This window comes from Nocardiopsis sp. iso_237 (assembly GCF_056173345.1).
Map to the genome: position 1 here is coordinate 5,352,018 of NZ_CM149669.1, position 13,386 is coordinate 5,365,403.

15 protein-coding genes are annotated in these 13,386 nt (G+C 71.1%); 5 read left to right on the top strand and 10 right to left on the bottom strand.

Annotation, left to right across the window (positions count from 1 at the left end; translation table 11 throughout):
* Positions 1 to 326: 326 nt before the first annotated feature.
* A complete protein-coding gene (locus AC0VYM_RS24125; protein ID WP_475455852.1) occupies positions 327 to 884 on the top strand; it encodes a hypothetical protein in 558 nt (185 codons plus the stop codon).
* A gap of 310 nt (positions 885 to 1,194) precedes the next feature.
* Here the strand turns inward: AC0VYM_RS24125 and mutM are convergent, their stop codons facing one another.
* From mutM to recG, 7 genes are all read right to left on the bottom strand, one after another.
* Positions 1,195 to 2,037 carry a bifunctional DNA-formamidopyrimidine glycosylase/DNA-(apurinic or apyrimidinic site) lyase gene (gene mutM, locus AC0VYM_RS24130; RefSeq protein WP_475455854.1) on the bottom strand — a complete coding sequence of 281 codons (843 nt, stop codon included), beginning with the start codon at positions 2,035 to 2,037 and terminating at the stop codon, positions 1,195 to 1,197.
* Between the two features lie 3 nt (positions 2,038 to 2,040).
* Positions 2,041 to 2,793: a ribonuclease III gene (gene rnc, locus AC0VYM_RS24135; RefSeq protein ID WP_475455856.1), complete on the bottom strand. Its 753-nt coding sequence runs from the start codon at positions 2,791 to 2,793 to the stop codon at positions 2,041 to 2,043.
* A 351-nt stretch (positions 2,794 to 3,144) separates the two neighbouring features.
* Entirely contained in the window at positions 3,145 to 3,321 is a 177-nt protein-coding gene (gene rpmF / locus AC0VYM_RS24140) for a 50S ribosomal protein L32 (protein ID WP_013151268.1), read from the bottom strand.
* 132 nt (positions 3,322 to 3,453) lie between these two features.
* Positions 3,454 to 4,002, bottom strand: coding sequence for a YceD family protein (locus AC0VYM_RS24145; protein ID WP_475463196.1), 549 nt, complete (start codon positions 4,000 to 4,002; stop codon positions 3,454 to 3,456).
* 226 nt (positions 4,003 to 4,228) lie between these two features.
* On the bottom strand, positions 4,229 to 4,717 hold the full coding sequence (gene coaD / locus AC0VYM_RS24150) for a pantetheine-phosphate adenylyltransferase (protein ID WP_475455858.1): 489 nt from the start codon (positions 4,715 to 4,717) through the stop codon (positions 4,229 to 4,231).
* Between the two features lie 199 nt (positions 4,718 to 4,916).
* The gene (rsmD, locus tag AC0VYM_RS24155; RefSeq protein ID WP_475455860.1) at positions 4,917 to 5,483 is read right to left on the bottom strand and encodes a 16S rRNA (guanine(966)-N(2))-methyltransferase RsmD; all 567 of its coding nucleotides are present in this window, start codon (positions 5,481 to 5,483) and stop codon (positions 4,917 to 4,919) included.
* A 563-nt stretch (positions 5,484 to 6,046) separates the two neighbouring features.
* A complete protein-coding gene (gene recG / locus AC0VYM_RS24160; protein ID WP_475455862.1) occupies positions 6,047 to 8,257 on the bottom strand; it encodes an ATP-dependent DNA helicase RecG in 2,211 nt (736 codons plus the stop codon).
* Between the two features lie 374 nt (positions 8,258 to 8,631).
* Between recG and rpmB the strand changes: the two genes are divergently transcribed.
* Positions 8,632 to 8,817: a 50S ribosomal protein L28 gene (rpmB, locus tag AC0VYM_RS24165; RefSeq protein ID WP_013151263.1), complete on the top strand. Its 186-nt coding sequence runs from the start codon at positions 8,632 to 8,634 to the stop codon at positions 8,815 to 8,817.
* A 126-nt stretch (positions 8,818 to 8,943) separates the two neighbouring features.
* On the opposite strand, the gene AC0VYM_RS24170 is transcribed toward rpmB, so the two are convergent.
* Positions 8,944 to 9,603, bottom strand: coding sequence for a cellulose binding domain-containing protein (locus tag AC0VYM_RS24170; protein ID WP_475455864.1), 660 nt, complete (start codon positions 9,601 to 9,603; stop codon positions 8,944 to 8,946).
* A 199-nt stretch (positions 9,604 to 9,802) separates the two neighbouring features.
* Positions 9,803 to 10,789 carry a thiamine-phosphate kinase gene (locus AC0VYM_RS24175; protein WP_475455866.1) on the bottom strand — a complete coding sequence of 329 codons (987 nt, stop codon included), beginning with the start codon at positions 10,787 to 10,789 and terminating at the stop codon, positions 9,803 to 9,805.
* Positions 10,790 to 10,938: 149 nt separating this feature from the next.
* Here AC0VYM_RS24175 and AC0VYM_RS24180 point away from each other — a divergent pair, with 149 nt between their 5' ends.
* Entirely contained in the window at positions 10,939 to 11,172 is a 234-nt protein-coding gene (locus AC0VYM_RS24180) for an Lrp/AsnC family transcriptional regulator (RefSeq protein ID WP_378740929.1), read from the top strand.
* A gap of 31 nt (positions 11,173 to 11,203) precedes the next feature.
* Complete coding sequence (locus AC0VYM_RS24185; RefSeq protein ID WP_475463198.1) at positions 11,204 to 11,665, top strand: DUF3515 domain-containing protein; 462 nt, start codon at positions 11,204 to 11,206, stop codon at positions 11,663 to 11,665.
* A 107-nt stretch (positions 11,666 to 11,772) separates the two neighbouring features.
* Here the strand turns inward: AC0VYM_RS24185 and AC0VYM_RS24190 are convergent, their stop codons facing one another.
* A complete protein-coding gene (locus AC0VYM_RS24190; protein ID WP_475455868.1) occupies positions 11,773 to 12,546 on the bottom strand; it encodes a DUF3105 domain-containing protein in 774 nt (257 codons plus the stop codon).
* A gap of 89 nt (positions 12,547 to 12,635) precedes the next feature.
* Here AC0VYM_RS24190 and AC0VYM_RS24195 point away from each other — a divergent pair, with 89 nt between their 5' ends.
* On the top strand, positions 12,636 to 13,358 hold the full coding sequence (locus AC0VYM_RS24195) for a DUF305 domain-containing protein (RefSeq protein ID WP_475455870.1): 723 nt from the start codon (positions 12,636 to 12,638) through the stop codon (positions 13,356 to 13,358).
* The last annotated feature ends 28 nt before the right edge of the window (positions 13,359 to 13,386 follow it).

Genomic DNA, 13,386 nt, shown 5'->3' on the forward strand with positions numbered 1-13,386 from the left:
GACGGCCTCACGACCCACCGCCTCCTCGTCAGCGCCGAACTGCCGGAGGGCACGACCCTCCTGCGCGAGATCGACCGGAGAGACGAGCCGCGGGCACCCGCGAAACGGGAAGGAAGAACAGTGCGCTTCCGGCACAACACCGGTGACCCCGACGACCTCCATGACATCTTGTTCGTCGCGTTCGTCGACGAGGACGCGCCGCGGCGAGACCGGGATCAGCAGTGAACGGGCGCCCGGCCCTGCTCCGACGCGTCTGGAAAGCGATCGTCAGTGAGTTCACTCCACCACCGGAGCCGCGCCCAGCGCCGAGCGAGAGTGAGCTCGCCGTGGGACATCTCGCCCTCGGGACGATCGACGACCGGATCGAGGACGCACCCGGCCAGGACGTGCAAGGGGCCGACGAACTGATCATCAGTGCCGATGTCCCGGGCCATGGAACCCTCCACCGGCGGATCTCATGCCCCTTGCCGACGCCCGGCAGCGGTCGCGGCCTCATCGGACACGAGGTCCAGTTCCGGCACACCACCTACGACCCGGACCACAGCGACGACATTCTCGTCACCCGGTGGCCACCGGTGGCGCGTCGAGCGCTGGCACCGGTCCGGCACGAGGGCCCCGGCGCGCTCCGCGCCCGAATCTGGAGCGTCCTCGCGAGCTGCGGCTTCGTCGTCATGTGGGCCGGGCTCGCGCTGACACCGATCCTGTCGGGCGGGATCGTCTTCGGCGGCGACATGTTCACCGACCTCCCCGCTTGGTTCCACCCTGGTGTCGCGCTCACGGTGAGCATCTCGGCCATACCGGTGGGACTGCTTCTGGTCACCCTCTGCGTCAGACGCAAGGAGGCGGCACTCACGCACACGGTGGAGAGGAGAGGCCGACGATGACGAACGGAACGTCCGAGCCCTTCACCCCGCCGTGGCCTGCCGATCCGGGCTCGGCGTGGGCGGAGGCGTGCGGTCGCCCGACCCCTCGAGCGTTCGCGCTGTCCGCCAGAGGGCCGCTCGGCAGACGCGGCGTCGATCACCGACAGGATCAGGGCCAGGGGTCGCTGCCGCCGTCCGCGCTTCGGGGCGAGTCCCGGCGCACAACCTCGCCTTCAGGGAGTTCAGGCACTGTCCGCACCCGGCAGTGAGTCGAGGCGAGTCGTACGAACGCGAGTGACCGTTGCATGTGTGGGCACCGGTGAGGCTTCTGTCAACGTGTGCGCTGACAGCTCGGGCAGCTGAACGAGGAGCGGTTCATGAACGCCTCCCGCACGATCAGCGTGCCGCAGCGGCCGCACGGCCGGTCCCGCCGCCCGTAGGCGTTGAGCCCCCGCTCGAAGTAGCCGCTCTCGCCGTTGACGTTCACGTACAACCCGTCGAACGTGGTGCCGCCGACCTCCAGGGCCTCGGTCATCACGTCGGTGACGTGGCCGAGCAGCTCCAGCGCCTGGGCGTTGGACAGCCCCCGCGTGGAACGGGACCAGTGCAGCCGGGCCCGCCACAGCGCCTCGTCGGCGTAGATGTTGCCCACACCGCTGATCAACGACTGGTCCAGCAGCGCCCGCTTCACCTCGGTCCGCTTGGCCCGCAGCGCCCTGACGAACGCCTCGGGGACGAACGCGGCGTCCAGCGGGTCCAGCGCGATGTGGTCCACCGACGACGGCACCTCGGCGCGCTCACCCTCGCGGTCCAGCAGCAGGTGCCCGAAGGTGCGCTGGTCGACGAAGCGCAGCTCGTTGCCGTCGTCCAGCGGCATCCGCACCCGCAGGTGCCGCTCGTCGGGCTTGCCCTGGGGCTGCACCAGCATCTGCCCGCTCATGCCCAGGTGGGCCAGGAGCATGTCGCCGCTGTCCAGCACCAGCCACATGTACTTGCCGCGACGGCGCACCGCCGTGGGGGTCTGCCCACCGAGCCGTGCCGCGAAGTCGGCGGGGCCGGGCACGTGGCGGCGGACCGAGCGCGTGTGCAGCACCTCGACGGAGCCGATCCGGCGCCCCACGGCGTGCTCGGACAGGCCGCGCCGGACCACCTCGACCTCGGGGAGTTCGGGCACCGCTCAGCCCCGCCCGTTACCGCTGGAGCCGCCCTTGGCCTCCTCGGCGGCGCGGTCCGCGCGGGCCCGGATGGCCTTCCACGCGGACTCGGCGGCCTGCTGCTCGGCCTCCTTCTTGCTGCGCCCCTCGCCCAGGCCGTAGCTCTCGCCCGCGACCCGCACGGTGGCGCGGAAGGTCTTCTGGTGGTCGGGGCCGCTCTCGTCCACGTGGTACTCGGGCACGCCCAGCATCTCGGCGGCGGTGAGCTCCTGGAGCGAGGTCTTCCAGTCCAGCCCGGCGCCCAGCCCGGAGGCCGTGGCGATCAGCGGGTCGAAGAGGCGGTGCACGAACTCCGAGGCGGTGTCCAGGCCGCGGTCCAGGTAGACCGCGCCGATGATCGCCTCCAGGGTGTCCGCGAGGATCGACGACTTGTCGCGCCCTCCGGTGCCCTCCTCGCCACGGCCCAGCCGGATGTACTCACCGATGCCCAGACCGCGCGCGACGTCGGCCAGGGCCCGCATGTTGACGACGGCGGCGCGCAGCTTGGCGAGCTGGCCCTCCGGCAGGTCCGGGTGCTTGCGGAAGAGGGTGTCGGTGACCACGAGGCCGAGCACGGAGTCCCCCAGGAACTCCAGGCGCTCGTTGGTGGGCAGACCGCCCTTCTCGTAGGCGAAGGAGCGGTGGGTCAGGGCCCGGAGCAGGATCTTCGGGTCCACCTCCACCCCGATCGCACGGTGGAAGGACCTGGCCTCGGAGACGGAGAGTTGACTTGCCACGCGAGTTCGCTTCCCTGTTGGGCGCGCCGGCGGCGGCGCGCGGAGGTGGAGGTGTCCCCCGACCCGTCCAGGACGCTCGAAAACGAGGTGATCGTCGCGGGAGCGGTCACTCCCCCGGCGGCCACCACGATCTCGGGAGCCCCTGTGGGACCGGGATCACCGGTGTCGGACACCACGGAACATGGGTGTTCCCACGGTCCGTCGGGTTCACTCTACAAAGCCCTGGGGACAGTGGCCCCCAGGACGGCCGTTCCCGGACAGCACTTCGGGGCGGAGCCCTCAGAGGGTTCCGCCCCGATGATGTCCGGGAGTACGGGATCGGGCAGCTGCCCGAAGCCTGGCACGTCCGGGTTAGGCCGGGTTGGTGACCTGGCGGTTGTTGTAGGTGCCGCAGGTCGGGCACGCGATGTGGGGCTGCTTCGGGTCACGGCAGCGCGGGCAGTTGACCAGCACCGGGCGCGACGCCTTCCACTGGGAACGGCGGGTCCGGGTGTTGCTCCGCGACATCTTCCGCTTCGGGACGGCCACTTCAATCCTCCTGGGTCACCCCCGCGGTCGCGGGAGGTCGCTTATCTGGTCACCCCGCGCGCTGTGGCGGGGAGGGTGTGCTCCGGTCGTCGGCGGTTCCCTGTGGGTACCACACGCGATCGGTTCACTGACTCACTGCTGGTCGGGCTTCTCCGCGATGTCGCGGAGCGCTTCCCAACGCGGGTCGACACCGTCGCCGTGACCGTGGTCGGGCCCGGCGTCGGCGAGCTTGACACCGCACTCGGCGCACAGGCCGGGGCAGTCCGGGCCGCACAGCGGTGAGAGTGGGAGCGCGAGCACGACGGCGTCTCGGATCACTGGTTCGAGGTCGAGCAGATCGCCCTCTAGATAGTAGTCCTCATCATCGCCGTCCGCGTCCTCGTCGCTTCGGACGCTCACATCGTCGTCGTCGGCGGCGTAGCGGTACATCTCCTGGAAGCCCGCCTCCAGCTCCTCGGAGATGGGGTCGAGGCAGCGGGAGCACTCCGCCGTGAGGTGACCATTGACGGTCCCGGTGACGAGGACGCCCTCCATCACCGCCTCCAGGCGCAGGTCCAGCTCGATCTCCTGGCCCTTGGGCACGCTGGCCATCGCCGTCTCGAGCGCGTCGGGGACGGTCACGATTCGGTTGACGGTACGCATCGACCCCGGCTGGCGGCCCAGCTGGCGGGTGTCGACCACGTACGGGTCGCGGGCATCTAGACGAGACAGGGTGATCGCGCTTTCAGGAGAGTGTTCCGGGTGCCGGGCACGGGCCGCCGACATGGTGCAGATCGGGCTGTCGCGGTGGTGCTGACCGGCCTGAGCGCACGCCGAGGACCGGCGACGCCCATGGTCGAACCCAGATTCTACCTACCATGTCCCCGACCACCCAAATCAGCCCCCCGAAGCCGCTCGCGGGCGGGGGTCATCCCTGGGCGCGTTCGGCGTACTTCTCCTTGAGGCGCGCCTGGACGTGGGGCGTGACCAGACTGGAGACGTCGCCCCGGTGCTGGGCGATCTCGCGGACCAGGCTGGACGACAGGAACGAGTACTGCGGGTTGGCCGTCATGAAGACGGTCTCCACGCCGGAGAGCCGGTAGTTCATCTGCGCGATCTGGAGTTCGTAGTCGAAGTCACTGACCGAACGCAGGCTGCGCACGATGGTCTCGATGCCGTTCTCGCGGCAGAAGTCGACGAGGAGTCCGTCGAACTCGCTGACCCGGACGTTGTCGAACTCGGCGGTGCCCTCGGTGAGCATGTCGAGCTTCTCGGGGACGGTGAAGAGCCCCCGCTTGTTGACGTTGTTGAGTACGGCGGCGATGACCTCGTCGTACTGCTTGGCGGCTCGTCCGATGATGTCGATGTGTCCGTAGGTGACCGGGTCGAAGGAGCCCGGACAGACGACTCGGCGCACGGTGGATCGCCCCTCTCAGGTACTACTCACGGGTACAGCGATCGTAGGGGCTCACTCCCGTCCCATTTCGGGCAACTCCCACTTAGCGGTCCCCCGTGTCCGCTTTCACACCCGGCGCGGGCACGGCGGAGGCCGAGCCCACCGGGTCGTCTGAACCTTCCCCCGCGCGGCGCCGGAAAACGTGGCGTATGCCCGATATCTACTCGGTGGTGCGGGCGTACCAGAGGATCGCCTCGCCGTACTTGCGGCTGCGGTCCAGCTCGATCCCCTGAGGCCACGCCGGTTCGGCACCGCGCTTGGACCGCTCCACCACGAGCATCGCGGACGGGGCCAGCCACTCGTGCTCGACCAGGGCCGACAGCACCGAGGCCACCTCCTCGTCGGTGACCGCGTACGGGGGGTCGGCCACCACGAGGTCGTAGGGGCCGGCGAGGTTGCCGCGCGCCAGTACCCGCTCGACCCGGTCGGCGGCGAGCTCCGCCCCGGGGAGCCGCAGTGTGGCGATGTTCTCCCTCACCACCCGGGCCGCCTTGTGGTCGGCCTCCACCATCAGGGCGTGCGCGGCCCCGCGAGACAGGGCTTCCAGGCCGATCGCCCCGGACCCCGCGTAGAGGTCCATCACCCGGAGCCCGTCGAGGGAGCCGAGGTCGGACTGGACGGAGGAGAACAGCGCCTCGCGGGCCCTGTCGCTGGTGGGTCGGGTGGTGCGGCCGTCGGGGGCGGAGATGCGCCGTCCGCCCGCCGCCCCGGCGATGATGCGGGTCATGGCCCCCACGGTAGTGCGCCCCGGGGCACGCCGAGGCTGGCGGAGGAGGCTCCCCCGATATCGAGTCAACACCGGGGCGGCTCGGCACGCCAGTGGGGGCCTTCCCGCCTGTGGACAACCGGGGATTCGACCCCCTGTGACAAACGGGAGTCCGCCGCGCGAGCGCCGAGCCGGGACCGCCGCCCGCCGGTGGAGACCGAGCCCCACCCTGTGCACAGCCGGGTATCCGACAGCCTTCTGGACAACCGGGAGTCCGACTCCAGTGGACCAAGGACACCGGCTCGCTCTCCACCGGACCGCACCCGCGCCCAGGGCCGGGCTGGGAGACCCCGTCACATGAGCACGGAGCCCAGAACGGACCCGCCAGCGGCCACCTCGTGCGCGCAGCCACCCGCTCCCCACGGGCCACCGGCCCTTCACAGGGGCCGCGGCACGGACAGCACCGCAGGGGCCGGACCGGGAGATGCCTCCGCCACCACGAGCACCGAGCCGGGGACCGCCCTGTCAGAGACCCTGGTCCGTCACCGGGACCTCCCGTGGACGACGGGCGCGGGCAGCCGCCGTCAGGTCTTGTCCAGGTACTCCGCGCGTTCCTCGGGGAGCAATGCGGCCAGGGCGTCGGCCAGCGGCGGGTGACCGGTCAGCCCCGGGTCCTCGCTCACGAGGCGGGTGGCCTCCTCACGGGCCTCCCCGATCAGCTCCTCGTCCTTGACCAGCGTGAGCATGCGCAGGCTCGACCGCGCCCCGGACTGGGCGTCACCGAGCACGTCGCCCTCCCTGCGCATCTCCAGGTCGGTGCGGGACAGCTCGAACCCGTCCGTGGTCGAGGCGACGGCGGCCAGCCGTTCACGCGCGGGGCTGCCCTCCTCCGCCTCGGTGACCAGCAAGCACAGGCCGGGCAGCTGGCCACGGCCGACCCGGCCGCGCAGCTGGTGCAGCTGCGAGATCCCGAACCGGTCGGCGTCCATGATCGCCATCACCGTGGCATTGGGCACGTCCACGCCCACCTCGATGACGGTGGTGGACACGACCACGTCGGTCTGGCCCGAGGTCAGGCGGCGCATCACCGCCTCCTTGTCGTCCGGGGCCATCCGCCCGTGCAGGGCCTCCACCCGCACGTCCGCCAGCGGCCCCTCCTGAAGGCGGGCCAGCACGTCCAGCACCGCGAGCGGCGGCCGCGCACCGGGGGGAGCGTCCTCAGGCGGGGTGTCGACCTCGTCGCCGGCCTCCGCTCCGCCGGAGCCGTCCCCGATCCGGGGGCAGACCACGAAGGCCTGGCGGCCCTGGCCCACCTCCTCCCGGACCCGTTCCCAGGCGCGGGTGAGGAAGTGCGGCTTCTCATGGGCGGGGACGACATGGGTGGAGATCGGAGCCCGCCCCTGGGGCAGCTGGGTGAGGGCCACCACGTCCAGGTCGCCGTAGACCGTCATCGCGACGGTCCTCGGAATGGGTGTGGCCGTCATCACCAGCACGTGTGGGCGGCCGTCCCGGGCCTTCTCCCGCAGGGCGTCGCGCTGCTCCACTCCGAAACGGTGCTGCTCGTCCACGACCACCAGGCCGAGGTCGGCGAAGGAGACGTGCTCCTGGAGCAGGGCGTGGGTGCCGACGACGATCCCCGCCTGACCCGAGGCGGCCTCCAGCAGTGCCTCGCGCCGGGCGGCGGTGTTCATGGATCCGGTGAGCAGGGCGACGCGGGTGGCGGTGTCGGCTCCGTCGATCTGCCCGGCCCGGCCGAGCGCCCCGAGCATCGCGCTGATGGAGCGGTGGTGCTGCTGGGCCAGGACCTCCGTGGGGGCGAGCATGACCGCCTGGCCGCCGGAGTCCACCACCCGCAGCATCGCGCGCAGGGCCACCAGGGTCTTGCCCGCGCCGACGTCGCCCTGGAGGAGACAGTGCATGGGGTGGGTGGCGTCCAGCCGTTCGGCCAGCCGCTCACCGACCTCCTTCTGGCCCTCGGTGAGGGTGAACGGGAGCTGGGCGTCGAAGGCGTCGAGGATCCCGCCGTCCGCGCCGGGCCGCGGCCTGGCGGGCAGTTCCTCGGCCTGCTGGCGGCGCTGGGCCAGGGCCAGCTGGAGCACGAAGGCCTCGTCCCACTTCAGGCGGCGCCTGGCGGCCCCGACCTCGGCCCACTCGGCGGGCCGGTGGATCTGGACGAGCGCCCGGTGGACGTCGAGGAGCCCCTTGCGGTCGCGCAGTTCGGGCGGGAGGGGGTCGGGGAGGTCCACGGCGTAGTCCAGGGCGACCCCGACCGACCGGGCGATGGTGGCGGAGTCCAGCCCCTTGACCGCCGGGTAGACGGGGATGAGCTCGTTGGCGTAGGCGCGGGCGGCCTCGCCTTCGAGGCCCTCGTCGTCCAGGAGCACGTACTCGGGGTGGTCGAGCTGGCGACGGCCCTTGAACGTGGAGACCCGGCCGGAGAACATGGCCAGCCGCCCGGGGACCAGGGTGTTCTGGTGGTGGGACCCCCGGTTGAAGAAGGTCAGGTGCAGGCGGCCGGTGCCGTCGGTGACGGTGGCCTCCATCATGTCCATGCGGCGGCGGCCCTGGCGGGCGGGGATGGTGCGCCGCCGGGCGTCCAGGACCTTGGCCTGCACGGTGACGTCCTCACCCTCGCGCAGGAGCGCGAGGTCCGTGAGTTCGCCCCGGCGGTCGTACCTGCGCGGGTAGTAGCGCAGCAGGTCACCGAGGGTGTGGAGGTCGAGTTTGTCGGCGAGTGCCTTCGCCGTCCTGCCGCCGAGCGGTCCTTTGCGCAGCGGCTCGTCCCAGGTGCTCACTGTGGTTCCCGTCCTGGCCTCGTGGGGTCGCCCGTCCCTGTCACCGTAGACCTCCGGTGTGACGACCGGGGTCAAGCCAAGCTTGACGCTTGGCCGTCCCAACCGGGGTATACTCGTCAGAGTTCATCGCGTTTTCGCCATGCCCGCGTGGCTGATCTCGATGCTCCGGTGGGTGTGTGAGGCCTCGGTCGCGCCGTTCCCCGCCGTTGCGCGTACGGACGCCCGCCAGTGGTCTGATTTCACCTTCGGGCATGTCCTTCGTGTACTCTTCCCCGGTTGGCGTCCTCGCCAGCCTGCCCACCCGGCCTCCTCTGGCCGGATGACCTCTCGCGTGCGGCGACGTGCGCGATCCCGAGCACTTGAATGGAGTTACCGTGGCTTCCGTCTGCGACGTCTGCGGCAAGGGACCAGGGTTCGGTAACAGTGTTTCCCACTCGCACCGTCGCACCCGCCGCCGCTGGAACCCCAACATCCAGACCGTTCGCACCCGCGTGGGCGGCACGCCCAAGCGTGTGAACGCGTGCACCTCGTGCATCAAGGCTGGCAAGGTGACCCGCTAGGGTCCCCTCCCACCCGTAGTTCTCGAAGGGCCCTCCGACTCCGGTCGGGGGGCCTTCGTGCTGTCCGGAACCGGTGCCGGGGTGAAGCGTGCGACGCGAGTGGCGATCAGAGCCAGCGCAGCGGAGCTACAGGTCACACACGTGACCGTTGAGGGAACACCGCACGGGGCTCTGGGAGACGCCGATCGCGTCGAAGGTCAGGGTGGCCGACTCACCGGGATCCAGGTGCCCCTCGGTCCCGGACTGGCGGGCCAGGATGCCGTCCTCCAGCGGTTCCCAGTCGGCGTCGTGGACCTCGGTGACGTCGGCGCTCTCGAAGGCCAGGGCCAGCTCCCACGCGTCGAGCCGGGTCCGCGAGATGTTGGTGACGGTCACCCTGCTGGTGAAGCCGACCGACGTCGCCTCCAGCACCTGGTACGAGACGGCCGTGGGTTCCGACCCGGCCTGGGTCTGCGGCCCGGTGTTCCCCTCTCCCGATCCCGACGAGGCGCCGCCCCGGTCGGGGCGCGGGGAGGCGTCCTGGGTGGGGTCGGCCCCGTCCTGCGGGCCGGGGGCCTCCGTCGCGCCGGGAGGGCCGCCGAACTGGAGGTAGATCTGTGTGGTGCTGTAGCCGAACAGGAGCAGCCCCAGGATCACCCCGGAGACGACCAGCACGTTGAGCAGCCTCGGCGGTTCGACCCGCTTGGGCACCGTGCTCTCCAGGAGTCCACCGATCCGCCGCAGCGCCCCGGCGTTCTCCGGTTCGCTGCGGTGGGCTCCACGACGATGGCCGTGCCGCCTAGCCATGCCGCCCCATGTGCCGCCCTCCGACGTTGTTCCGCTCGCCCTGCTCACCCTGGGCCGACGGCCGCGCCGACCAGGGTTCTCACCTCGGTGGATCGCCGCGGGTTCGGGCCCCGCGAGGCCGGACCACTGTCCGTAGACCAACGCTGACCGCGATGGCAAAGCCTAGCGCCATCGCCAAACGGGACAAATCCAAACGGGCTCAGTCCCGTCGGAAATGATCCCACCCACCGCGCTCGACCACGTTCCCGTCCACCGTGACGGAGGCCCGTCCGTCCTCCTCCGGCGCCTCGCCCACGGTCCCCACGCGGTGCCAGTGCTCCGGGAGCACGACCTCCGGTGGGAAGACCGCCGCGAGCGCGTGGTCCTCGCCGCCGGCCACCATCAGGCGACGGGCGGCTTCCTCAGCCTTCCCCGCCGGAGCCCCGAGTACACGGACGGCCTCGAGGAGTGCGGGTTCGGGCCGGAACCCCTCCGACTCCAGGCGGACGCTCACCCCACTGGCCCGGCAGACGTGCCCCAGGTCCTGGACGAGCCCGTCGCTGACGTCGAGCATGGCGGTCGCCCCGAGCCGGGACGCCTCAGGGCCCGCGAGGTAGGGCGGGCTCGGCCTGCGGTGTTCGGACAGGCACTCGGCCGGTCCGTCGACGCCCCGTTCCAGGAGGGCCAGCCCGGCGGCGGACAGGCCGAGACGGCCGGTGTAGGCGACCACGTCACCGGGTCTGGCGCCGTCACGGCGGACCGGGGAGCGCCCCTCCAGGTCGCCCAGGGCGGTGACGGCGATGGTCAGGGTGTCCGATCCCACCGTGTCCCCGCCCACCACCGCTCCCCCGGCCCTGGCGCACTCGTCCCGCACCCCGAGGGTGAACTCCTCGGCCCAGGCCAGGGGGAGTTCCGGGGGCGCGGCGAAGCCGATGAGCAGCCCGGTGGGGCGTGCGCCCATGGCCGCGACGTCGGCGTAGTTCTGCGCCACGGCCCGGTGCCCGACGTCGCGGGCGGTGGACCAGTCCCGTCGGAAGTGGCGGCCCTCGACGAGGAGGTCCGTGGTCGCGACCGTACGCCCGTCGGGCGCGGCCACGATCGCGGCGTCGTCGCCGGGTCCGAGGATTACGTCGTCCGTCCTGGGGAATTGGCTCGTCACGCGCTCGATCAGAGCGAACTCGCCAAGACCCCCAATGGTGCTCAACACACAGATCAGGGTACGGTGACGCTCCGGCGCAGAGGTCTAGACCCCGTGGTCAGGCCCCACGTTTCATCCGTTCGTCATCGGCTGTGCCCTCCGGCCGGGGCCGCGTCCGCTCGCCACCCCCTCCGGCCCGGCACGAAGGAGAAGTCAACATGGTGCAGGCATACATCCTGATCCAGACCGAGGTGGGCCAGTCCGCCGAGGTCGCGGAGCGCGTGCGCGGGATCGCGGGGGTCGACCAGGCGAACGACGTCACGGGTCCCTACGATGTGATCGTGCAGGCGCGGGCCGAGGACATGGACGCCCTGGGTTCCCTCGTGGTCGCCCGCATCCAGCGTCTGGACGGCATCGCCCGTACCCTGACCTGTCCCATCGTCAACATCTGAGGTCGACCGAGTCGACGGAGCGAGGTTGCCCGTGCACAAGCGCTACTTCGGAGCGGCTCTCGCCGTCGTCCTGGTGACGGCCGGTTGCGGCGGCCAAACCGTGCAGATGCAGCCCCCCGAGACGGACGGGCAGACCGCCGAGGCCTGTGCCGCGCTGGTCGCGGACCTCCCGGACACCCTGCTCGACGCCGACCGCGCGACGGTCCAACCCGAGTCGGAGGTCATGGCGGCCTGGGGCGACCCGCCCATCGGCCTGCGGTGCGGCGTGCCCCGGCCCTCCTCCCTGGAGATGGACTCGATCCTGGAGGAGGTCAACGGCGTGGCGTGGCTTCCCCAGCCCGAGGACGCCCCCACCGTGTACACGGCGGTCGAGCGCGAGGCCTACGTCGAGCTGAGCGTGCCGCCCTCCTACGGCGCCCCGGCTCCGGCCCTCAGCGAGCTGAGCGACCTGATCTCCGAGCATCTTGAGGAGCGCGCCGACAGCGGTCGGTGACCGCGCCGGAGCGGCGCTCACCCCCTGACACACGTGTGGGGCCGGAGGCGGAGGATCGCCTTCGGCCCCACGTTCGTGTCCTGGGGGGGGTGTGTTCGGGTTCGGTCCTACTCCGTGCCCTCTTCGGGGGCCGCGCTGGGCTCGTCGGTGCCCTCGGCGTCGGTGTCCTCGTTGTCGGCGTCGGAACCGGACTCGTCGCTGTCCGCGCCCTCCAGGGACTCGGCGTCGGGGCCGTCCTGGGCGATCTCCGCCTCGATCTCGGCGGCGGTGAACGAGATGGAGCCGGAGCAGGCGGCGCCGGGCTCGGGGACGTCCTGGCCGCGCTCGTAGTACTGGATGTAGCGGGCCAGGTCCTCGTCGTCCGCGCTGTCGGCGGTGATCTGGCGGCCCCAGCTGGAGGCGACGATCGGCGCGTCCATGTCACCCTCGTAGGGGCTGATGACCAGGTAGTCGCCGGGGTTGTAGAAACCCTGGAGCGCCTCGATCTGGTCCTCCGCGATGTCCGGTTCGTAGGTGATCCAGACCGCACCGTGCTCCAGGGCGTGGACGGCGAACTCCGGCATCAGCGGCTCGGTGTACACGCCGCAGTTCTGCCATCTGTTCCAGTGCTGGCCGCCGACCGGCGGGGACTGTTCGTAGTCCACGCGCTGCCCGTCCGGCACGTGGTTGTACTCGTCGATGGCGTACTCCTGCACACCGGCGATGTTGCGGGAGCGGAACTCCATGAAGACCGCGGTTCCCAGGAGACCCAGGACCGCCGCGGAGGCTACGCTGATCCCTGCGATCTTGAGGATCTTGGCGCGGCGTTCCTTCTTGCGCTGCTCTTCCCGCAGGGCGGCGGCGCGAGCTCGACGCTCCTCCGCCTTCGTCTTCTTGGCCACTGGTTCTCCTGGGCTGGATGTGGTCGAAAGGGACTTTCCTATCCTCTACTTTGGCATCAGAGTGGTGCGATTTGACCAGGGTGGTTCAGATGGGGCATGTGACCGGGGCGGCGTCCGACGAGGCCGACCGTGCCGACGAGGAGTCGCGCGAGGACGGGACGGCCGAGCCCGACGCGTACTCGGAGGACGAGGGGGACACCGCCGCTCCCCCCTCACCGGGACGCTCGGTTCCGCTCTGGATGACCGTGACGTTGGTCGCCCTCGCGCTGGTCGGAGGGCTGCTTCTGGGCCGTCCGTCGTACCCGCTGGACACCAGCGCCGACGCCGGTTTCCTGCGTGACATGAGCACGCACCACGCCCAGGCCGTGGACATGGCGCTGATCGTCATGGAGAAGACCGACGACGTCGAGCTGCACACGATCGCCACGGACATGGCGCGGACCCAGCAGGCGCAGATCGGGATGATGCAGGGGTGGCTGAGCTCGTGGGGGCTGAACGCACGCGCCTCCGAGCCCCCGATGACCTGGATGGCCGCCCACGACCACGGCGGCGGTGAGGGCGTGGTGCCCGAGACCATGCCGGGCTGGGCCACCGAGGAGGAGATGGTGCGGCTCACCGACGCCGAGGGCGAGGAGGCCGAGGTCCTCTTCCTGGAGCTGATGATCGCCCACCACCTCGGCGGGATCGACATGGCCGAGGCCGAGGTGGAGCTCGGTGACGAGGACCTGGTCACCACCTTCGCCCAGGGCATGGTCAACGCCCAGCAGTCCGAGGTGGACAACATGGAGCGGCTGCTGGAGCTGCGCCGGTAGCCCCGCCTCCGCTCAGCGAGCCCCCGAC

What these genes read in the sequence shown, in the direction of transcription:
- rsmD (WP_475455860.1), bottom strand. Translation starts at nt 5,483, where the DNA reads ATGACCCGCATCATCGCCGGGGCGGCGGGCGGACGGCGCATCTCCGCC.
- AC0VYM_RS24170 (WP_475455864.1), bottom strand. Translation starts at nt 9,603, where the DNA reads ATGGCTAGGCGGCACGGCCATCGTCGTGGAGCCCACCGCAGCGAACCG.
- AC0VYM_RS24180 (WP_378740929.1), top strand. Translation starts at nt 10,939, where the DNA reads ATGGTGCAGGCATACATCCTGATCCAGACCGAGGTGGGCCAGTCCGCC.
- AC0VYM_RS24195 (WP_475455870.1), top strand. Translation starts at nt 12,636, where the DNA reads ATGGGGCATGTGACCGGGGCGGCGTCCGACGAGGCCGACCGTGCCGAC.